Origin of the sequence: Cereibacter changlensis JA139 (assembly GCF_003034985.1) — a bacterium.
Classification (GTDB): Bacteria; Pseudomonadota; Alphaproteobacteria; order Rhodobacterales; family Rhodobacteraceae; genus Cereibacter; species Cereibacter changlensis.
In genome coordinates this window covers 1-21,593 of sequence record NZ_PZKG01000071.1, presented here as the reverse complement: position 1 = coordinate 21,593, position 21,593 = coordinate 1, and the positions used below count along the sequence as shown (strand labels likewise).

The 21,593-nt window shown below is 69.2% G+C and carries 13 protein-coding genes and 1 pseudogene; 6 read left to right on the top strand and 8 right to left on the bottom strand.

Annotation, left to right across the window (positions count from 1 at the left end):
• From C5F48_RS25215 to C5F48_RS14590, 4 genes and pseudogenes are all read left to right on the top strand, one after another.
• Positions 1 to 712: pseudogene (locus tag C5F48_RS25215) on the top strand (Long-chain-fatty-acid--CoA ligase); the annotation flags it as partial.
• Positions 713 to 869: 157 nt separating this feature from the next.
• On the top strand, positions 870 to 2,492 hold the full coding sequence (locus tag C5F48_RS14600) for a c-type cytochrome (protein WP_107664631.1): 1,623 nt from the start codon (positions 870 to 872) through the stop codon (positions 2,490 to 2,492).
• Between the two features lie 37 nt (positions 2,493 to 2,529).
• Positions 2,530 to 4,998, top strand: a complete 2,469-nt coding sequence (gene torA, locus C5F48_RS14595; protein ID WP_107664630.1) for a trimethylamine-N-oxide reductase TorA — start codon at positions 2,530 to 2,532, stop codon at positions 4,996 to 4,998.
• Between the two features lie 607 nt (positions 4,999 to 5,605).
• On the top strand, positions 5,606 to 8,248 hold the full coding sequence (locus C5F48_RS14590) for an autotransporter outer membrane beta-barrel domain-containing protein (RefSeq protein WP_170139582.1): 2,643 nt from the start codon (positions 5,606 to 5,608) through the stop codon (positions 8,246 to 8,248).
• Between the two features lie 142 nt (positions 8,249 to 8,390).
• Here the strand turns inward: C5F48_RS14590 and C5F48_RS14585 are convergent, their stop codons facing one another.
• The 8 genes from C5F48_RS14585 to C5F48_RS14550 all read right to left on the bottom strand — a co-directional run bounded on the left by C5F48_RS14585 (position 8,391) and on the right by C5F48_RS14550 (position 19,466).
• A complete protein-coding gene (locus C5F48_RS14585; RefSeq protein ID WP_107664628.1) occupies positions 8,391 to 10,751 on the bottom strand; it encodes an aldehyde dehydrogenase family protein in 2,361 nt (786 codons plus the stop codon).
• A 12-nt stretch (positions 10,752 to 10,763) separates the two neighbouring features.
• A complete protein-coding gene (gene deoC, locus C5F48_RS14580) occupies positions 10,764 to 11,675 on the bottom strand; it encodes a deoxyribose-phosphate aldolase (protein WP_107664633.1) in 912 nt (303 codons plus the stop codon).
• 103 nt (positions 11,676 to 11,778) lie between these two features.
• Entirely contained in the window at positions 11,779 to 12,762 is a 984-nt protein-coding gene (locus tag C5F48_RS14575; protein ID WP_107664627.1) for a sugar-binding transcriptional regulator, read from the bottom strand.
• Positions 12,759 to 14,282 (bottom strand): FGGY-family carbohydrate kinase, encoded by a 1,524-nt coding sequence (locus C5F48_RS14570; protein ID WP_107664626.1) that lies wholly within the window; start codon positions 14,280 to 14,282, stop codon positions 12,759 to 12,761. Before C5F48_RS14570 ends, C5F48_RS14575 begins: the two co-directional genes overlap by 4 nt.
• 27 nt (positions 14,283 to 14,309) lie before the next feature.
• On the bottom strand, positions 14,310 to 15,329 hold the full coding sequence (locus C5F48_RS14565) for a galactitol-1-phosphate 5-dehydrogenase (RefSeq protein WP_107664632.1): 1,020 nt from the start codon (positions 15,327 to 15,329) through the stop codon (positions 14,310 to 14,312).
• A gap of 91 nt (positions 15,330 to 15,420) precedes the next feature.
• Positions 15,421 to 16,977 carry an FGGY-family carbohydrate kinase gene (locus C5F48_RS14560; protein WP_107664625.1) on the bottom strand — a complete coding sequence of 519 codons (1,557 nt, stop codon included), beginning with the start codon at positions 16,975 to 16,977 and terminating at the stop codon, positions 15,421 to 15,423.
• Positions 16,978 to 16,999: 22 nt separating this feature from the next.
• On the bottom strand, positions 17,000 to 18,565 hold the full coding sequence (locus C5F48_RS14555) for an alcohol dehydrogenase catalytic domain-containing protein (protein ID WP_107664624.1): 1,566 nt from the start codon (positions 18,563 to 18,565) through the stop codon (positions 17,000 to 17,002).
• Entirely contained in the window at positions 18,552 to 19,466 is a 915-nt protein-coding gene (locus tag C5F48_RS14550) for a MurR/RpiR family transcriptional regulator (protein ID WP_107664623.1), read from the bottom strand. The genes C5F48_RS14555 and C5F48_RS14550 overlap by 14 nt, the downstream gene beginning before the upstream one ends.
• 209 nt (positions 19,467 to 19,675) lie before the next feature.
• Between C5F48_RS14550 and C5F48_RS14545 the strand changes: the two genes are divergently transcribed.
• Together C5F48_RS14545 and C5F48_RS14540 are read left to right on the top strand one after the other, a co-directional pair.
• Positions 19,676 to 20,692 carry a substrate-binding domain-containing protein gene (locus C5F48_RS14545; protein ID WP_107664622.1) on the top strand — a complete coding sequence of 339 codons (1,017 nt, stop codon included), beginning with the start codon at positions 19,676 to 19,678 and terminating at the stop codon, positions 20,690 to 20,692.
• A gap of 73 nt (positions 20,693 to 20,765) precedes the next feature.
• Positions 20,766 to 21,593 (top strand): ATP-binding cassette domain-containing protein (locus C5F48_RS14540; RefSeq protein WP_181247705.1); only part of this gene is annotated, 828 nt, incomplete at its 3' end.

Here is a 21,593-nt window from a genome sequence, read left to right as displayed (position 1 = left end):
GGTCTTCGGCCGGGAGTACCTCGAGATGCCGCTCGGCTTTCTCTACGGCGGCGGGGAGGGGGTCGGCGGGCCCTCGCTGCTGCACGGGCTGAGCCTCGTCTGCATCGGCATGGTGCTCGGCCACGCTGTGACGCGCTTCCTCGACCCGGCGCCGAGCGGGCGGCGGCGTGGGGTCATGCTGCTCGGCGGGCTGTTCCTGCTGGCGGTCGTCGCCTCGGCGCTGATGTGGGACTGGTCGGCGCCCTTCGCCACGGTGCAGGGCATCGCCGACATGTCGCTGCGCAACGAGAACCACCCGATCTACTTCTCGCTCGGCCTCGGCTTCACCATCGCCTCCGTGCTGCTCTGCGTGCTGGCGCTGGACGTGTTCCAGCGCAGCTGGGGCAGCCGGTTGCAATTCATGGGCAAGACCAGCCTCTTCACCTTCTCCTTCGGCAACATCCTGCTCTACGCCTCGCCCGATCCGCATCGCGGGCTGGCGACGGCAGCGCTGATGGCGGCGGTGTTCTTCGCGCTGATCTGCGCGCAGAGCTATCTTTTCATGCGGCTGATGATGCCCGCCGCGCCGGATGCGCCGCCGGCCTGGAAGGCGCTGACCGGGCGCTTCCAGCAGCTGGTGCGCGGGCTGCAGCAGCCGATCAGCGGCGCGGTGGATGCGGTGCTGAGCCGTCGCCGCGCCGCGCCCGACGTCCCGCCACGAAATCCCGCCTGACCTGGATCAAGGACGGCTCGCCTCCCGCGCGTTAACCTCTCTGCAGCAGCCATGACGATGGTGTCGGGGCGGGTCGGGCTTTGCCGGCCGTCTCCCTTCGAAACCCAGGCAGGATCTGCGCCGAGGCCTTGCTTCGCCGTGGGTCGGCGGAGATGTGATGCCAAGACCAACAAGGGGCCGGTTCCGGACGGCCAGACTCATCGGTGCGGGCGCGATCGTCGCGGGCGTGGCCGGGTTCTTCCTTCTGACCTCGCCCATGACCTGGTCGCTGACCCATGCGGCGCCGGATCAGGCCGATGGCTCGGCCCCGGATCTGGCCAATGGCCGCACCCTGTTCCTCGCTGGCGACTGCGCCACCTGCCACGCCACGCCGGGGCAGGACGACCCGCTGATGCTCGGCGGCGGGCGGGTGCTCGAGACCGGCTTCGGCGCCTTCCACATGCCCAATATCTCGCCGCACCCGCAGGATGGCGTCGGCGGCTGGACGCTGGCCGAGTTCATCCGCGCCATGCGCGAGGGCGTCGCTCCGGCGGAGTTTCTGCCGGACGGCCGGAACCTCTACCCGTCCTTTCCCTACACCTCCTACCAGCACCTAAGCGCGAACGACCTGCGCGATCTCTACGCCTATCTGCAGTCGTTGCCCGCGGTGGCGGGCACGGCGCCGGAGCATGAGCTGGGCTTTCCCTACAACCTGCGGCGCGGCATCGGCGTCTGGCGTCTGGCCTTCCTCGACGGCAAGCCGCTGGAGCCGCCGGCGGACCCGAAGCTGGCCCGCGGCCAGTATCTCGCCGAGGGGCCGGGCCATTGCGCCGAATGCCACTCGCCGCGCACGGTGATGGGCAACATCACTCCCGGCATGCGCTATGCCGGCGGCCCCAGCGCCGAGGGCCCGGGCCATGTGCCCAACATCACCCCGCACGAGACCGGAATCGGCTGGTGGTCGGAAAACGCGATCTTCCGCTACCTGAAATACGGCGAGAGCCCGGTGGGCCGGGCGGCGGGCGGCCACATGGCCGAGGTGGTGGCGAACACGAGCCAGCTGTCGGACGAGGATCTGCAGGCCATCGCCGCCTATCTGAAGACCCTGCCGCCGGTCGACGCCCCGGCCCCCGGCGCGCCGGAGCCGAACCTGACGCCGCAGCTGGTGATGCTGCCGGCGGGCTTCGCCGCCGCGGGCAAGGCCCCGCTGCCGGTCTCCACCCCGCAGGACATCGGGCAGGCAGAGCGGGTTTTCGTGACCCATGTCAAGGGCTTCCACCTGTCTGCTGATGCTCTGGATGAGGAAGACCCAGACGGCAAGTTCCTCGCCGCCGCGGCTCTGACGGTGGAGGAGCGGCGCGGCGGGCGGATCAGGGTGCGGCTGGACGGCTGGCAGCTGGAGGGGGCCGAGACGGTGTTCTACGCCGCGCAGGGCCAGCGCATCATGCAGGCGGTGCTGGGCGAGGCCGCCAAGGCTGCGGTGGTCCGCGGCGACAGCATGGTGGACTCGGCGACCGGCCAAACCTGGACCCGTGGCAGCCTTTCCGCCTGGATCGACGCGGCCGAGCTGAATACGCAACTGCCGGAGCTCTGGGGTTACAGCGCGGATCTCTTCAACACCAGTTGCGCCACCTGCCACGCCCTGCCGGAGTCCGGCCATTACCTCGCCAACCAGTGGATCGGCAACCTGAACGCCATGAAGCGCTTCACCGCGCTCAGCGACGACCAGTACCGGCTGCTGCTGGCCTATCTGCAAAACCACTCGAAGGACGTTGGCGCGGATGAGCCGCTTGCCCGCTGAGCTCCGTCCCCGTGCCCGCCGCCGTGAAGGAAAGCCCATGACCCTGCCGAACCCGAAGATGAGCGCCCTGTCGCGCCGCCGCTTCCTGCAGACCGCCGCCGCCACCGGCTGCCTCGGCCTTGCTGCGGGCCCGTTGTTCCCTCGGGCCGCAGGCGCGCAGACCCCGAAAGGGGTGATCTCCGGCAGCCATTGGGGCGTGTTCCGCGCGGAGGTCCGGGACGGCCGCGCCGTCGCCTTCACCCCCTGGGAGGGCGATCCAACACCGTCGAAGCAGCTGCCCGGCGTGCTCGACTCGATCTATTCGCCGACCCGGATCAAATATCCGATGGTGCGCCGCGCCTGGCTGGAGCAAGGCCCCGGCGCCGACCCCGACGGGCGCGGCAGCGGCGATTTCGTGCGCGTGAGCTGGGAGAAGGCGCTGGATCTGGTCGCGGCCGAACTGGTCCGGGTGCGCGAACAGCACGGGGCCACCGCGATCTTCGGCGGCTCCTACGGCTGGAAGAGCCCCGGCAAACTGCACAACTGCCGGACCCTGCTGCGGCGGATGCTGAAGCTGAATGGCGGTTTCACCACCTCCTCGGGCGACTATTCCACCGGGGCGGCGCAGGTGATCCTGCCGCATGTGGTCGGCTCGATCGAGGTCTACGAGCAATGCACCTCGTGGCAGAACGTCGCCGAACATACCGAGCTGATGGTGTTCTGGGGGGCGAACCCGCTGAACACCTCGCAGATCTCCTGGCAGGTGGCCGACCACGGGGCCTTCCCGGGGATCGACGGGCTGAAACAGGCGAAGACCAAGGTGATCTGCATCGACCCGATCCGCACCGAGACCTGCGCGGCGCTGGATGGCGAATGGCTGGCCCCGCGGCCGCAGACCGACGTGGCGCTGATGCTGGGCATCGCCCACACGCTGCAGGCCGAGGGTCTGCACGACCAGGCCTTCCTCGACAAGTACACCAGCGGCTTCGAGCTGTTCCTGCCCTATCTCACCGGCGAGAGCGACGGTGTGCCGAAATCGGCCGACTGGGCCTCGGCGATCTGCGGCCTGAGCGCCGAGACGATCCGCGATCTCGCCCGCCGCTTCGCCGGCAACCGGACCATGCTGGCGCTCGGCTATTCCACCCAGCGCCAGCACCACGGCGAGCAGGCGCCCTGGATGCTGGTGACGCTGGCGGCGATGCTGGGCCAGATCGGCCTGCCCGGCGGCGGCTACGGCCTCAGCTACCACTATGCCAGCGGCGGCGCGCCGACCCATGCCGCGCCGGTGCTGCCGGCGATCACCGACAGCCCCGGGCAATCGGCGGGCGGCGGGGCCGAATGGCTGACGGGGTCGGGCGACGCCTCGATCCCGGTCTCGCGGCTGGTGGAGACGCTGCAGAACCCCGGCGCGGAGATGGACTTCAACGGGTCGAAGATCACCCTGCCGCTGATCAAGCTGGCCTATTGGGCCGGCGGCAACCCGTTCTCGCACCACCAGGACCGCAACGAGATGCTGCGGGCCTGGCGCAACCTCGAAACCTTCATCGTGCATGATTTCCAGTGGACCGCCTCGGCCCGCCATGCCGACATCGTGCTGCCTGCCACCACCTCCTACGAGCGCAACGACATCGAGCAGGTCGGCGACTATGCCATGAGCAATATCGTGGCGATGAAGCAGATCATCGAGCCGCAGCACGAGGCGCGGTCCGACTACGACATCTTCGCCGGCATCGCCGAACGCTGGGGCCGGCGCTACGACTTCACCGAGGGCAAGACCGAGATGGAGTGGATCCGCGGCTTCTACGAGGCGGCCAAGATCGAATCCCGCGCCCGGGGCATGGAGATGCCGGTGTTCGACGTGTTCTGGGACAGCAACGAGCCGCTGGCCTTCCCGCTTTCCGACGCCGAGCGCAATTTCGTGCGCCATGCCGCCTTCCGCGCCGACCCGCTGCTGAACGCGCTGGGGACGCCCTCCGGCAGGATCGAGATCTTCTCGCGCAATGTCGAGAAGATGGGCTATGACGACTGCCCGCCGCATCCGACGTGGATGGAGCCGGTGGAGCGGCTGGGCGGGCCGACCACCCGCTACCCGCTGCATGTCGCCTCCAACCACCCGATCCACCGGCTGCATTCCCAGCTTTGCGGCACCGAGCTGCGCAAGCTCTACGAGGTCGCGGGGCGCGAGCCCTGCTGGATGAACCCGGAGGACGCGGCGGCGCGCGGGTTGCAGGACGGCGACGTGGTGCGGGTGTTCAACGACCGCGGCCAGATCCTCGCCGGGGTGGTGGTGACCGATGTCATCCGGCCCGGCGTCATCCGCATCAGCGAGGGCGGCTGGTTCGACCCTGCCGACGCGCGCGAGGCGGGGTCGCTCTGCAAATACGGCGACGTCAACACCCTCACCACCGGCATCGCCACCTCGCGCCTGTCGCAGGGCAACTGCGGCCAGACCGCGATGGCGGAGGTGGAAAGGTTCGAGGGCGCCCCGCCGGCGGTGACCGTGTTCTCGGAGCCTGTGACGGGATAGCGGCGGATCGACGACACACGTTGTGCGTGTGCGGTCTGGTGGCGGAGGCGGGCTCCGTCTGCCTTAGGTGATTCGGTTCCGGGCGGGTGCGCGGGGCTGCGGAAGCTCTCCCTTCGACTCATGGGGCTACCCCCAATGCGCTCCTTGCAACCGGGGGGCGGCTGCCCTTCGGCGCGGTTCTTCCTTGGGGAGAACGGCGGCCGTCTTCCCGCGAGTGATATTAACCAAGAGCGGGAAAGAGGCCCGAAATGGCCAGGGTGACGCGACGCCGGACGTGCGAAGTGCCTTCACAGTCTGGATAAATGGGTCCACAAAGAGTGACTGCCCTCTGGGGCGACCGTTTTTGAATTAATCATGTTGGAAATTTTGAACCGACTGCTCCGGCAGTCGGGATGCGCAAGCATCTTTACAGGAGAAAGCAATGCATTCTGCACATCGGGCGATTACGTCCGCTTCGCGCCCAAGGAACAGCCTCCGTCGCTCGCTGATGAGCTCGACGCTCATCATGGGGGGCCTGCTGCTTTCGCCGCAACTCGCCTCGGCCGAGTGTATCAGCAGTGGCGGCACAACCGCAAGGAATTGTGAGCCAACGGCCGTCGTCGCCACCATGACTCCGGGGACCGGCTCGCTGACCGTGACGGATCAGACCACCGGCAGCATCAGCTACACCGCGCCGACCGAGGCAGGGGTGTACGACCAGACCGTGCTGCTGAACGGCTCGACCTCGGTGAGCAACGCCGACGCGAGCGCGCTGCTCATGGAATTCGGCAGCACTCTGGAGGCCACGGAAGTGAACGCCGATGTCACCATCGACAGCGGCGTCTCGCTTGCTTCCGGCGCAGGCGCGGGCGCCGTGCGGGTCGGGAATGCCGATGCCGGCGACATCACCATCGACAACGCCGGGCGGATCACCGCAATCGGCGACGAGACCGCTGGCATCAGTGCGGTGACCGCTTTGGGTCGGGTGACGATCAGCAACAGCGGCGGAGTTTCCTCGGCCAGCGGCACCGGGATCTACGCCTATGGCGACTATCTCGGCGAAGGCGAGGAAGAGCCGATCGCCGTCATTGTGACTAACACGTCGACCGGGACCATCGAGGCGGCCAGCGGCGCGGCGATCCGTGCCGGGAGCGAGAACCGGGCGGTGATCGTCACCAATGAAGGCCGGCTGTCGGGCGTCAACGGTGCCGTCGTCGCGGGCGGTGCGGATGGAGAGCCGGGCGCGCTGATGCCGGGCGACGCGATCGTGCTGAACTACGGCGCGATCAACACGACTTCGACCGCGATCTCGGTCAATGGCTCCGAAAACCTTGTTGCCAACTACGGCAGCGTGACCTCGTTGGAGTCACCGGTGATCAGCACTGGCGACGGTTTCTCTAACGTCGTCAACTATGGCCAGATCACTGCTGCGAGCGAGGATGCCGTCGCGGTCAGCATGGGGGCGAGAGAGAACGTCTTCATGATGTTCGACGGCTCCCAGCTGACCGGCCGGGTGGTGAACGCGGGCGAGGGCAACATTCTTGCGCTCAACGGGTCCGGGGCAGACGGTCTGGAGCTGGCTCAGGTCGCCGAAGGCCAGAAATACAGTGGTTTCGGCAACCTCTACAAGTTCGGCGGCGGCATCTGGACCCTGAACGGCAGCGGCTCGAGCATCGAGGACATCAATCTCGTCGAGGGGACACTGGCGGTCGACGGCAGCGTCGATGCGAACGTCCAAGTCTACACCACGGCGCTTCTCGCCGGATCCGGCACGGTAGGAAACGTTGATGTCGCCTCCGGCGGCGCTATCAGCCCCGGCCTCAACTCGATTGACACGCTGACCATCGATGGCGACGTGACCTTCCGCGCCGGCTCAGCCTATGCTGTGGACCTGAACTCCGCGGGTGACAGCGATCTGCTCTACGTCTCGGGCCGCGCCACCATCGAGGACGACACGGTGCTGCGGCTGACCGCGACCCCGGCGCTGACGCCCTTCGATCTCGCCACCCGGTTCGATCTCGTCACGGCCGACGGGGGCATCAGCGACAGCTTCGCCTCAGTTGAGGAGAACCTTGCTTTCCTCACCGCCGATCAGCAGATCGAGGACAACACCCTCTTCCTGCAATTCTCGCGCACCATGGACGGCGACCAGCCGCTGGCCTTCGCCAGCGTGGCGATGCGGCCGAACGCCAAGGCGGCGGCTGCCGCGGTCGACGCCATGGGCGCCGGCTCGCTGTTCGACCGGGCGCTGTTCCTGACCGACGAGGCGGCGCCGACCGCCTTCGACCAGCTGACCGGCGAGATCCACTCGGTCGCCGCCGCGGCGCTGATCGACCGCAGCCGGCTGACCCGCGAGTCGATCCTGGCGCGGATGAATGACGCGTCGCAACTCGGCTTCGCGGTGAACCCGTCGAGCAAGGGCGCCGCGATGATGACGGGCGATCCTTCGCTGGGTTGGACCCTCTGGGGCCAGGGCTTCGGCGGCTGGACCGACTACGAGGATGACGGCAACGCTTTCGAGGCCGATGTCGACGGCGGCGGCATCCTGATCGGCGCGGATCGCGAGCTGGGCGACTGGCGCGTCGGCGTGGCGCTCGGCTTCGGGACGGATGACGTCTCCTCGGTGAACGGCAATTCCACGGCGGACATCGACAGCACATATCTCGCCGCCTATGCCGGGCGTTCCTTCGGCCAGGCTACGCTGAAGCTCGGTGCGATCCATGCGATGCACCAGCTGGAAACGTCGCGGACAGCCGACTTCGGCGGCGTCTCGCAGTCTCTGGATGCGGAGTATGACGCGACGACGACGCAGGTCTTCGCCGAGGGCAGCTGGCGCACCAGCTATCGCGGTCTCGGCATCGAGCCCTTCGCCAATCTGGCCTATGTCTCGATGGAGAGCGACGGCTTCTCGGAATCCGGCGGCGACGCGGCGGTTTCGAGCAGGTCGGAAAGCCGCGACCAGGTCACCAGCACGCTGGGGGTCCGGGTCAACCAGGCCTTCACCATGGGCGGGACCGACGGTCTGGCGCAGATCGGCCTCGGCTGGCGCCGCGCCTATGGCGATATGGCGCAGGAGAGCACGCTGAGCTTCGCCGGCTCGAACGGGTTCAACATCCTGAGCGCCGCCACCGACCGTGACGCGCTGGTGCTGGATCTGGCGATGCGCTTCGACGTCAATCCGACGACCACGCTGTCGATCGGCTACAACGCGCTCTTCGCCGAGGACAACAACGAACAGGCGGCCATCGCCCGGCTCTCGATCCGCTTCTGATCGGAAGGCGCAGGGGGCGGCCAAGCCGCCCTCTGTCCGTCTGACTTGACGCCGATGCGTAGCGCCCTTCGACGAAAAAACCTCGCCGGCATTCCTGCCAGCGAGGTTTTTCCTTCAGCGGCTCACGCTTCTCCGCAATCCGTCACTCGCCGTAGGGCACCCAGATGGTCTTCACCTGGGTTGCGCGGGTGAGGAACAGCCTGCCCTGGCCCTCGGGGCCGGTCCAGTCGCGGGCGGCGCCGTCCTCGGTCCAGGTCTGCTTCAGGTTGCCGGCGGAGGCCGCCTCGACTGCCTGGCCCCCAGCCGCCGTGCCGAAGTACCAGAGCGCGTCGACGTCGTCATGCTCGGCCAGCGTCTTGGCCAGCACGTCGCGCTCGCCGGTGACGATGTTCACCACGCCGCCCGGCAGGTCGGAGGTCTCCAGCACCTGGTAGAGATCGGTCGCCGCCAGCGGGTGGCCTTGTGAGGGCACCGCCACAACCCGGTTGCCCATGGCGATGGCCGGCAGCACCAGCGAGACGAAGCCAAGCAGCGGCTGCGCGCTGGGGCAGAGGATGCCCATCACGCCCAAGGGCTCGTTCATCGCCAGCGTGACATGCGCCGACTTCGTCGACTGCACCGCGCCGTCGAACTTGTCGGATTGCGCCGCGTACCAGAAGATCCGGCGGATCGAGGTCTCCACCTCGGCGCGGGCGACGGAGTCGCTCTGGCCGAAGCTGCGCAGCCGCTCCTCGAACTCGCTCGCCCGGGCCGAGAGGTTCTCGGCCAGGTAATACAGCACCTGGGCGCGGTTGTGGCCCGTCTGGGCGCCCCAGCCCTTGGCGGCGTGGGCGGCCTCGACCGCGTTGCGGATGTCCTTGCGGTTGCCGAGCGGGGCGAGCCCGACCGAGCCCTGCGGCCCGGCGACGGCATAGGAATAACCGCTGTCCGGCCGCGCCTGCTTGCCTCCGATGTAGAGCTTGGCGGTGCGATCGACAGCCGTGGCCGGCAGGCCCTGCACCGGCGTGGCGTCGAGTGCGGCCGGGATCGCCTCGGGCCGCTTCGCCCGCGGAGTGGGATGCGTGAGGTAGGCCGCCATGCCGGCGCGGGCGCCCTCGCGGCCAAAGCCGCTTTCCCGCGTGCCGCCGAAGGCTGCGCCCGCGTCGAAGAGGTTGGCGGCGTTGATCCAGACCACCCCGGCCTTCACCTTCGCCGCCACGTCGAGCGCAAGGTTCACGTTCTCCGACCAGACCGAGGCGGCGAGGCCGTAGCGGCTGTTGTTGGCCAGCGCCACCGCATCCTCCGGGGTGCGGAACGGGGTCAGGGTGACGACGGGACCAAAGATCTCCTCGGTGGAGAGGATCGAGGCCGGCTCCACCCCGGTCACCAGCGTCGCCGGGTAGAAGCAGCCCGCGGGCGCTGTGCCCTGATGGATCTCGGAGCCCTCGGCGCGGCCCTGCTCCACCAGCGCGGTGATGCGCTCTAGCTGCACCGGATGGACGATGGCGCCGATGTCGGTGGATTTCTCCAGCGGATTGCCAGTGATCAGCGTCGCCATGCGGCGTTTCAGGAGCTCGGTGAAGCGAGGGGCCACCGCTTCGGCCACCAGGATGCGCGAGCCGGCGCAGCACACCTGGCCCTGGTTGAACCAGATCGAGTCCACCACGCCCTCGACCGCCGCGTCGAGATCGGCGTCGGCGAAGACGATGAAGGGCGACTTGCCGCCCAGTTCCAGCGTCAGCGCCTTTCCCGAGCCGGCGATCTGCCGGCGGATCAGCCGGCCGACCTCGGTCGAGCCGGTGAAGGCGACCTTGTTCACCCCCGGATGGCCGGTGATGGCGGCCCCGGTGGCGCCGTCGCCGGTGACGATGTTCAGGACACCCTTCGGCAGCCCGGCCTCGCGCGCGATCTCGGCCAGGGCCAGCGCGGTCAGCGGGGTGTATTCGGCGGGCTTCAGCACCACGGTGTTGCCCGCCGCCAGCGCCGGCGCGATCTTCCAGGCCAGCATCAACAGCGGGAAGTTCCACGGGATCACCTGGCCGCAGACGCCATGCGCCGCGGCGCCGGGGAATTCGTCGGCCATGATCTCGGCCCAGCCGGCATGGTGGTAAAAGTGGCGAACCACCAGCGGCACGTCGATGTCGCGGCTCTCGCGGATCGGCTTGCCGTTGTCGAGCGTCTCCAGCACGGCGAGGAAGCGGGCGTGCTGCTGGATGTGGCGGGCCAGCGCGTAGAGATGCCGGGCGCGGTCATGGCCGGAAAGCCCGGCCCAGCCGGGTTGCGCGGCGCGGGCGGCCTTCACCGCCGCGTCGACATCGGCGTCGCTGCCCTGGCTGACGCGGGCGATCACCTCGCCGCTGGCCGGGTTGGTGACCTCGAAGGTCTCGCCCGCTGCGGTGAAGCCGCCGTCGATGAAATGGCCGAAGCCCGCCTCATGCCGTTTGAGCCAGTCGCGCACGATGGCGCTGTCTTCGGGAGCGGGGCCGTAATCCATGGTTTGCAGAATATCCGTGATCGTGGTCATTTCCGGGGCTCCTCAGGCAAGGGCGTGACGTGACGAGGCGGCGTAGCGCCCGGTGACATGGTGTTCCAGCTGGCGCTCGATATCTCCGAGCATCGACGAGGCCCCGAGGCGGAAGAGGTCGGGCTTCAGCCAGTCGAGACCCATCTCCTCCCGCATCAGGAACTGCCAGTTCAGCGCGTCCTTGGCCGATTTCATGCCGCCCGCCGGCTTGAAGCCGATGCGGTGGCCGGTGGCGTCGCGGTAGTCGCGCAGCGCCCGCACCATCACCAGGCTGACGGGCAGGGTGGCGTTCACCCCTTCCTTGCCGGTCGAGGTCTTGATGAAATCGGCCCCGGCCTGCATCGCCACCATCGAGGCGGAATAGACGTTGCGCAGGGTCTGCAGGTCGCCGGTGCCGAGGATGGCCTTCAGATGCGCCTCGCCGCAGGCCTCGCGCATCGCCGCCACCTCGTCATAGAGCGCATGCCAGTTGCCGGTCAGCACATGCTCGCGGGTGATGACGATGTCGATCTCCTCGGCGCCCTCGGCCACGGCGTAGCGGATCTCCTCCAGCCGCAGGTTCAGCGGCATGAGGCCGGCGGGAAAGCCCGTGGCGACCGAGGCGACCGGGATGCCGGCGCCGCGCAGCGCCTTCACCGCATGGCCGACCATGGTCGGATAGACGCAGACCGCGCCGGTGGTCAGCCGCATCGCGCCGAGGCCGAGACCCTCGACGATCTGCGGGGCCAGCGGCTGGCGCGCCTTGGCGCAGAGCCGGCGCACCCGCTCGGCGGTGTCGTCGCCGGCCAGCGTGGTCAGGTCGATGCAGCGGATCGCGTTCACCAGCCAGGCGGCCTGCCACTGTTTCTTCACCGAACGCCGCGCGCCCAGCGAGGCGGTGCGCCGCTCGGCCGCGCTGCGGTTCACCGCGTGGCCCTCGAACATCGCGATATCCAGCGGCTGGCCCGGGTTGCGATGGTCGTTCGCGCCGGCCTGCGCGCCGGCCTGCGCGCCGGCCTGCGGCGCCGCCGGCGCGGCTGTGGCTGTTTCAACGGTCATGGGCATGCTCCAGTGCGAAGGTTGCGGTGGCCTCGTCGGTGACGAGGACTGTGACGAGCCCGGCCTTCAACGTGCCGAGCGTGATCTCGTGTTTCTCCTGGCCCGAGGCGATGCCGATCGAGCGGTCGCGCCGCTTCAGGTTGCTTAGGGTCAGGCCGATGGTGCGGGCGTCGAGTTCGGGATCGACGATCTCGCCGCGGCGGTCGATGAAATGGCCCAGCACGTCGCCGACCGCGCCCGAGCGCAGCAGCCCCGCCATCTCGGATTTCAGGATATTGCCGGAGCGCATCAGCACCGAGGCCTCGCCCACCACGCCCAGCGAGAAGGCCAGCACCTGCGCGGCATTGGCCTGGCGCAGCACGTCGGCGACGATGCGGTCCTTCTCCAGCACCTCGCGGGTCAGCCTTTCGCCGACGATGGCCGGCACCGGCAAGGGGATCATCCGGCCCTTGCCCTTGCGGGCGAAGGTCTCGGCCACGTCATTGTGATGGGCGATGCCGGGCACCGGAGCGACGGTGCCGTTGATCTGGATGACGCTGATCCCGTCGGCCCAGTCCGGCGGCAGCCAATGCGCCACCGCCGCCATGGTCCGGCCCCAGGACACGCCGATGCTGCGCGGCTTCGGCTTCAGCGCGGCGAGGTATTGCCCCGCCGCCTGCGCCACGCCGTCCGGGCCCTGTTCGGCCGGGCCGGGCACCACGATGGCGTCCTGCAGGCCGAAGGCATGGATCAGCCGCGCCTCGAGATCAGGATGCCGCAGGGTGCGCGGCACGATCTCGATCCGCACGATCCCCAGATCACGGGCCTCCTGCAGCAGGCGGCTGACCTGCCAGCGGTTCAGCCCGGTCTCGGCGGCGATGTCGGTCAGCGTCTTGTCCTGCTGGTAGGTCATCCGGGCGATGCTGACCATCAGCTGGTCGCGGCCGCCTTCCAGCGGCAGGCGGTTCGACGCGCGGTCGGTGTCTTCGGTCATGCCGGTTGCTCCGCAAGAATGCCATCGGCCAGATCATGCAGAAGTGGCGTCAGCACGTCCACCGCATGCCGGTACTGCACCAGCAGCCGACGGTATTGCGCCGAGCGCGCCGGGTCCGGCTGGACGACCCGCACCGGCGTGGCCAGAGCGCTGGCCGCGGCGGCCAGATCTGGCCAGAGCCCCAGCCCGACGGCAGCGGCGACTGCATTGCCGTAGAGCGTGAGATTGTCGTCGGGGAACATGCCGACCGGCTTGCCTATCGCATCCACCGTGGCCTGCAGCCAGAGCGGGTTACGCATGATGCCGCCGGCCATGACGATGCGGTCGACCGCCACGCCCTGCCGCTCGAGCTCGAAGATCACGTTTGCCGCGCCGAGCGCCACCGCCGTCACCGCGGCGCGGTAGATCGCGGCGCGGTCATGCGACAGCGACAGGCCGAGGAAGGCCCCGCGCAGCCGGGCATCGCGGTAGGGGGTGCGGTTGCCCATCCAGAAGTCCAGCGCCAGCAGCCGGGTCTCGGCCGGCTCCAGCGCCCCGGCCGCGGCCAGAAGCGCCGGCAGCTCGGAATCCGCGAGGCCGAAGATGTCCTGCGACAGCCATTTCAGGATCGACCCGGCCGAGACCTGGCCGCCCTCGATCATCCGCAGCCCCTCGGTCAGCGCATGCGGGTAGGGGCCCCAGACGCCCTCGATCCTGGCACCGTCATCCGGCACCTGGGTGATGTGCACGTTGGAGGTGCCGCCGATCAGCAGCATCGAGCCGGGCGCGATGCAATCGGCGCCGAAGCTGCCCATATGCGCGTCGATCCCGCCCTGCACGACGAGGGGCGCACCGGTCACGCCCCAGTCGCGCGCCACGGCCTCGCTCAGCGGGCCGATCACCGCGCCGATGTTGACGATGCGCTGCGGCAGGCGGTCGGCCAGTTCGGGCACGCCGAAGGCCGCGTAAAGATCCGGGCAGAAGGCGCGGGCGCGGCTGTCGTAATTCCACTTGCAGGTCGCGTTCATCAACGACCCGGCCCAGAGCCCGGTGAGGCGGAAGTTGACGAAGTCCAGCGCCTCGCAGATCACCTCGACCCGCGACCAGAGCGCGGGCTCGTGCCGGGCCAGCCAGACCGCCTTGGGCACCAGCCATTCGACGGCGTTCGATCCGCCGCAAAGCTCCATCACCGGATGCTCGACCTGCTCAGAGGCCAGCGCCTCTTCCGACGCCCGCGCGTCCATCCAGAGGATCGCCGGGGCCAAGGGCGCGCCCTCGCGGTCGCAGACCACCACGGTGGAGGCGAAGGTGGCGACGGTGATCGCCGCGATCTCGGGGTTGCCCGCCTCGGCCAGCGCCTGACGCACGGTCTGGCCGAGCGCCTGCCACCAATGCTCGGGATTCTGCTCGGCACGGTTCGGCGGCAGGTGCCGCGTCGGATAGCCGGCCTCGGCCTTGGCGATCAGCTTGCGGGCCTCGATGTCATAGACACCGGCCCGCGCCCCGTTGGTGCCGAGGTCGAGGGTCAGAACTCTGGTCATGCGGGCCTCCCCTCCCTAAGCGGCCGCTCAGGGCCGGAACAGCACCTTGGAGAAATGCAGGTCCTTCTTGTCGAACCGCTCGAATATGCCGGGCAGTTCGGCGAGGTCGAGGTCATGCGAGATCATGAACTCCCACTTCAGCTCGCCGGTGCCGAATTTTTCCAGCGTGGTGGTCCACTGCGGGCCGGGGAAAGGTGCGGAGAAGCTGTTCCAGGATCCGTGCAGCGAGATCTCCTGGCGCAGGAAATACTGGAAGCTGGCGTTCGACAGCTTCACGTCGGGCACCGGAATGCCGATGAAGGCGACATGGCCGCCGGGGCCGGCCAGCATCACCGCGGCGTTGATCGTGGGGTCGATGCCGACCGCCTCGATCACCACATCGGCCTTGGTCTTCAGCGACGGCAGGTCGGCGGAGAGCACGGTGATCGTCGCCCCGGCCTCGCGGGCCAGCGCCAGCTTCTCCTCGGAGACGTCGACGGCGATGACCTCGCTCGCCCCCATCAGCCGCATCCACTGGATCGCGAACAGGCCGATCGGGCCGCAGCCGACCACGCCGCCGGTCTGACCGATGCGCAGACCGCCCGCCTTCCAGATCGCGTGGATGGCGATGGAGGCAGGGTCTGTCATGGCGATGGCGCGCGGATCGACATGCTGCGGCGCCTTCAGGAGGTTGCCGACGGGCACGGCGACATATTCGGCATAGGCCCCGTCGCGGCGGCTGCCGAAATAATCGTAGTCCCGGCAGCGCGAGAAGTTGCCGGTCTGGCACTGGTCGCAGGCGTAGCAGGGGACCAGCGGCGCGACGGCGACCAGCTCGCCGGTCTCCCAGCCGCTTACGCCCTCGCCCAAGGCCTCGATATGGCCGGAGAATTCGTGGCCGGTGATCAGCGGCATCTTCCATGCCCCCTTCACCAGCATCCGCGGCAGATCGGAGCCGCAGACCCCGACCGAGGCGACGCGGACCAGCACCTCGCCCGGGCCGGCGACCGGTTCGGGGCGGTCTTCCAGACGGATATCCTTGGGGGCGTGCAGGACGATGGCGCGCATGGGTTCCTCCGCATAACGCATGTGTTGCAATCTCACATCCGTGATAGGCGGCCCCTGCGATTCTGGCAAGGGTTAATCACATGTGTGAGTGTTAATCACATGTGTGATCCGCTAGCCGCCGACCCAGCCGGGTGAACAGCGGCGAAAGGGTTTCCATCGCGTCGATGTAGCTGTCGACGTAGGGCGCATAGGCTGCGGTCGCCGCCGGCCGCGTCGCGGTCGCGGGCTGCGAGACGCCGGCGAAGCGGCGGGCGGTCTCGCGCAGGTCGGGGAAGAGGCCGACGGCATGGCCCGCGACGATGGCGGCGCCGAGCGTGCCGAACTCGGCGCGGTCCTGGGTGTGGTAGTCGAGCCCCAGCGCGTCGGCCTTGATCTGCCGCAGCAGCGCCGACTTCGCCCCGCCGCCGATGTTGATGGCGAATTTCGGGTCGTAGCCCGGCGCGATCTGCCGCACGGCGCGCAGGTAGAAGGCATATTCATAGGCGATGCTCTCCATGATCGCCCGCACCATATGCGCCTTGCCGTGCCGCCAGGTCAGGCCGAGGAAAGCCCCGCGCATGTTGGGATCGTTCGGCGTGTTGCGCCCCGAGAGATGCGGCAAGAACAGCAGCTTCTCCGCACCCGGCGGGATTTCGGCCGCGGCGGCGGCCAGCGCGTCGTAGGGGTTGGCACCTTCCGCCTCCCAGGCCGCCTTCTCCAGCGGCGAGAGCGCGTCGCGGAACCAGCGCAGGTTCAGCCCGCCGCCCGCGACATAGGCCATCGGGAAATAGAGCCCGGGCACCACATGCGGGCAGGTCATCAGGCAGCGGTAGGTCGTGTCGGTGCCGAAGCTGTCGATCACCGTGGCGAAGACCGCCGCAGTGCCGGAAGTGTCGAAGACCACGCCCGGATCGACCAGCCCGCCGCCCAGCACATTGGCGCTCTGGTCGCCGCAGCCCGCGGCAATCGGTGTGCCCGCCGCGACGCCGAGCGCCTCGGCCCAGCGGTCCTGCACCGTGCCGATGATCTCCCAGGGCTCGACGATGCGCGGCAGCTTCTCGGTGGTGAGGTTGAAGCGCGACAGCAGCTCCTCGTTCCAGACCGAATGCTCACCGCTGCCGAAGCCGGTGAACACCAGATAGGTGCGGTCCATGAAGGCGTCGCGCCCCTTCAGCCCAGCGAGCTTGCCGGCGGCATAGGCCGCGGGCTGCAGGAAGCTGTGGATCTTCGCCCAGACCTCGGGCCGGTCGCGCCAGTAGAGGATCTTCGGGGCATGGTTGAAGGCCAGCGCCATGCCGCAGGTGCGGATGATGTCCTCCTCGTGCGGGCGCAGCTCCTCCAGCCAGGGGGCGCAGCGGGTGTCGAGCCAGCTGTCGTAATGGGTGACGGGCTGCCAGTCGGCGTCCACCGCCATGATCCCCGCCATCTGCCCGTCGAGCGCGATGGCGGCGATCCGCTGCGGGGCGAGGCCCGACATCCGCATCGCCGCCTGCACCGTGTTCACGACCGAGCGGAAGATGTCTTCCGGGTCCTGCTCCACCTCGCCGGGACGGGGGTAGTGCAGGATCGATTCCTCGAAGGCCTCGCCGACAAGCCGGCCCTCGCGGTCGTAGATGCCCGTCTTGGTGCCGGTCGTGCCGATATCGACGCCGATCACATGGTCTTTCATGATGTCCTCCCTCAGGTCCGGCTCAGCCGGTCAGTCCCGCCTCGTCGGCCGCGCCCCAGTCCTCCACCGGGGCCAGCGGCAGGTCCGGCCGCTGCGGATAGATGATGATCTTGCCGGAGACCGCGCCATCGGCCACCGCCTTCAGCGCCCGGGGCAGCTGGTCAATCCCCGCCACCGCGGCGATGTTGGCGGAAAGGTCCAGCGACCCCGCGACCACCCGCGCCAGCACGCCCTCCATGTCCTGCAGAGAGCAGCCGGTCGACCCGGTCAGCCGCTTACCCGACAACGCGACGGCGGCGAGATCGAGGTCCAGCAACCGGCCATAGGGGAAGCCCGCGAAGAGCGCGAGCAGCCCGTCCGGCGCCAGCCAGCCCGCCGCCATGGCGACGGCGGCGGGATTGGGGGCCACGACCACCGCGTCGTCGAGCCCCCCCGGCGCGTGTTCGGCGACGAGGGTGGCGAGATTCTCGGCATCGGCCACCACCAGTTTGCGGCCATTGGCCCGGGCGATCGGGCCGAAATCGGCCTCGATGGCCGCCAGCCGCGGTCCCTTGCGCGACGAGGCGATGACGGTGCGCGGCCCGTCGGCCAGCTGCAGCAGGCGGTGCACATGGATCCGCCCCATCGCCCCACCCGCGCCGTGGATCAGCGCCACGCCGCCGGGCCTCGTGTCGAAGCGCTGCGCCTCCGGGGCCAGCGCCGTGGCGAGATCGCGCTGTCGCGTGCCGAGGAAGGCCAGCCGGTCGTAATGCACCCGCGCCGGGTCGATGGCCACCGGCCCTGGCGAAGGCCCGTCGCGGCCCTGCAGCAGCAGCCCGTCCACCGCCAGCAGGGCGCAGAGCTGCGCCAGATCGGCGGCGGGCAGGTCTCCCAGAGCGAGGATGTCGTCGAAGGGGCCAGCCAGCCCTTCGAGGCTGGCCGCCTCGGTCACCTTCAGCCCGCGCAGGAAGCCGGGCCGCGGCCCGACGGCGGTGATCGTCACCCAGCTGGGCAGGGCGGAGAGGTCGAAGTCGGCCCCCGGGGCCGAAACCACCAGCGCCCGCCCGCCGGGCTTCAGGGCGCGACGAACATTGGCGCTCCATGCACGCTCGACGCAGCCGTAGGGCTCGAGCAGCGCGACGGTCGCCGCCGACACCGTCTCGGGCGCCTCCATCACGTAATCGGCCAGCGCCTCCGGCCCGAGCCGCAGCATCTGGGCGAAGCCGCCGGGCAGGTCCATGCCGATGATCGAGCGCCGCCCCTCCACCAGCATCGCCGGCTGCAGGGCGAGCCGCTGGCCCTTGCGGAAGCGGTCGGCCTGTCCGGCCCCCACCGCCTCGACCCGCAGGCAGACCTCGTGGCCGAGCACGGTGTCCACCGGGCCGGCCGCGCCGGCGAACAGCGGGTGGTCGCGGCCCATGCGGATGATCTTGATGTCCGAGGAGCAGATCGACACCGCCTCCACCCGGGCGATCACCTCGCCGGGGGCGGGCGGGGCGAAGGGCAGCTCCTCGGGCCGCGCCTGCAACAGCGCGTCGAAGGAGCCGCCGCGATGCGGCCAGTGCCGGTTCAGCGCGGGGCTGCGGAACAGGGGGTCAGTCTTGGTCATTCTGTCGTCTCGCGCTGCGGCTCTGCTGGATGATCGGGTCGCCCTTGCGCACCAGTGCTGCGGCGTCGTCGAAGTCCTGCACCGCGACCAGCGAATAGAGCGCGTCGATCGCCAGAAGCTGGCCGAACTTGCTGACCATGCTCTCGTACAGGGGTTCCTCGCCAGCCGGCATGTAGCCCGCGGGGGTGACCAGCGTCACCTCGCCCTGCCGGGCCAGCGGCGATTCCGGGAAGGCGGTCATGGCGATGGTGCGCGCCCCGGCCTGCCGCGCCGCGGTTAGCGAGGCGACGGTCTGCTGGGTGCGGCCGGAGTCGCTGAGCCCCAGCGCCAGCGACCCGGGGCGCAGCGAGCTGGCGATCAGCAACTGGTTGTTGCGGTCGCGGTGGAAGATCGCCGGCTTGCCGATGCGGGCGAAGCGCAGGAGCGCGTTCTCCGCCGCCAGCGCCGAGCTGCCGGCGGCGAAGATGTAGACGACATCCGCCTGCCGGATCATCCGCGCCGCCTCGTCCAGCGCCTCGGCGTCCAGCGTGGTCAGGCAGGCGCGGGCGAGATCGGCGGTGCGGTGGACCACCTTGGTCAGGATGGTCTGCGCATTGTCCTGCCGGCCGATGTTCTCGTAGATATGCCCCTCGTCGGGCGCCTGCCCGCGCGAGGGGGCGGATGCGCCGCCCTCCTGCGCCATGCGCAGCTGGAAATCGCGGTAGCTCGCCAGCCCGATGCCGCGCACGAAGCGCGAGATCGAGGCCTCCGAAGTGCCGCAGGCGGCGGCCAGCGCCTTGATGCTCTTGCTGCGGGCGGCGTCGGGATCGGCGAGGATCGCATCGGCGATCGCCTGTAGCGCGGGCTTCATGCTGCCGCGGAGCCCATGTATCTGTTCGCGAATGCCGATCGTATCGCTCATCTCGTTCTCACCCGACGCCGACCGGGACGCGCCCGGAACACCTGAAAGTTCGCACTGCGGAAAGTTTCTTTCAAGATATAAAATTTTATGGACAGCTAAATTTCACACTGCTAGCGTTCCTGAGATCGCGAGTCTGGGCCGGGAGGGCCAAGCGCCGAAGGGTGCGGGGCAGGGTCAGGCGAGCCGCATCACCTGTGGGAGGAAGACGCATGACGATCACCGGAATAGCTTCGATCAGCCGCCGGGCCGCCTTGGGCGGCGCCGCGGCCCTTGCCCTCGCCGCGCCGGTTCTGGCGCAGGACGGCGCCGGGCGCAGCTACATCTACGCCTCGCAGCTGCAGGGCCATCCCTACCTGCTCGACAGCCTTCTGGGCATGGATTACGCCGAGGAGAAGTTCGGCGTCACCATCGACCGGCTGGGCCCGCAGGGCTGGGACCCGGTCGCCGGGGCCGAGGCGGTGGAGCAGGCCATCGCGCAGAAACCCGCAGGCATCATCACCACGCTCTGGGAGCCGGGCGCGGTGCCGGGCATCCGCCGGGCGATGGAGCAGGGTATCCCGGTGGTGGTGATCGAGGCGGTGACCCCGGACAACGGCGGCGCGCTGACCTTCATCGGTCTGGACAACTATGCCGCCGGCGAGGCCACCGCGAAGGAGTTGATCGCCCGCGGCGGCGACAGCGGCAAGCTGGCGGTGACCGGCAACTGGGGCGCCTCGAACACCGACGCCAAGATGCAGGGGCTGGCCGACTACCTCGCCGCCAACAGCAGCTGGGAGATCGTCGGCCGGATCGACGACAAGGCCACCACCTCGACGGCGATCGACGCGGCCAAGACCATGTTCAACACCTATCCCGACATCACCGGCGTCGTTGGACTGAACAGCTCCTCCGGCAGCGGCATCTGCCTTGCGGCGGAAGAGCTGGAGAAGGACATCGCCGATTTGACGGTCATCGTGCATGACCGCGAGGACACCGTGCTGGAATGCGTGGCCGACGGGGTGATCGACGCGACGATCATCAACAAGACCGCGCTGCAGGCCTATCTCGCGGTGCAGTTCCTCGAAGCCTACAACGACGCCGCCGTAGGTCTGGCCGAGGTGCCGATCTCGGCCGACAACAAGGCGGCGGGCGTGAACCCCTTCCCCGAGGCGGTCTACATGGGCACCGCCGTCATCGACGGCGACAACATCGACCAGTTCATGCGCTCGGCGCTGCCGAAGTTCTGAATCGGGCGGGGCCGCGCCCGGCGCGGCTCCCCGATGGTCTGGCGGGGCCATGAGCCCCGCAGGGGAGAATCCGATGACCGCCGAACCGATCCTGAGCCTCTCGGGCGTCAGCAAGAGCTATGGCGCGGTGCGCGCGCTGCAGGGCGTCGGCTTCACCGTCGCCCGCGGCGAGGTCCATGCCATCCTGGGCGAGAATGGCGCGGGCAAGAGCACCACGCTGAAGATCATCCACGGCGAGGTCGAGCCCGACGAGGGCGAGGTCCGGCTGGCCGGCAAGCCCAGTACGGCGGCCGAGCGGTCGCATGGCGACATCGCCATGGTGCATCAGGAGCTGGCGGTCTTTCCCAACATGTCGGTGGCGGAGAACATCTTCGTTGGCCGCATGCCGCGCCGGGGCGGGCGCATCGACTTCGCCCGGATGCGGGCGCGGGCGACCGAGCTTCTGGAGCTTTTCGGCCTCTCTCTCGACCCGCGCGAGATCCTCGGCCAGTTGACCCCCGGCCAGCAACAGATCGTCGAGATCCTGCGCGCGGTGGAGAGCGACGCCAGCCTCCTGATCCTCGACGAGCCGACCTCGGGGCTGAACAACCTCGAGGCCGAGACGCTGATGCGGCTGATCCAGCGGCTTCGCGCCTCGGGCCACACCATCCTCTATGTCTCGCACCGGCTGCACGAGGTGCTGGAGATCGCCGACCAGATCACCGTGCTGCGCGACGGCCAGTTCGTCGAGACGCTGGCCAACCGCGGCCTGACCGAGGACGACCTGATCCGCCGCATGGTCGGCCGCAATCTGGACCCCGTGAGCGTGCCGGAGGCGGGGAGGCTCGGCGACGCGCCGGTGGCGCTGCGGATCGAGGGCATGACCCAGCCCGGCAGCTTCGAGGACATGGCGCTGGAGGTG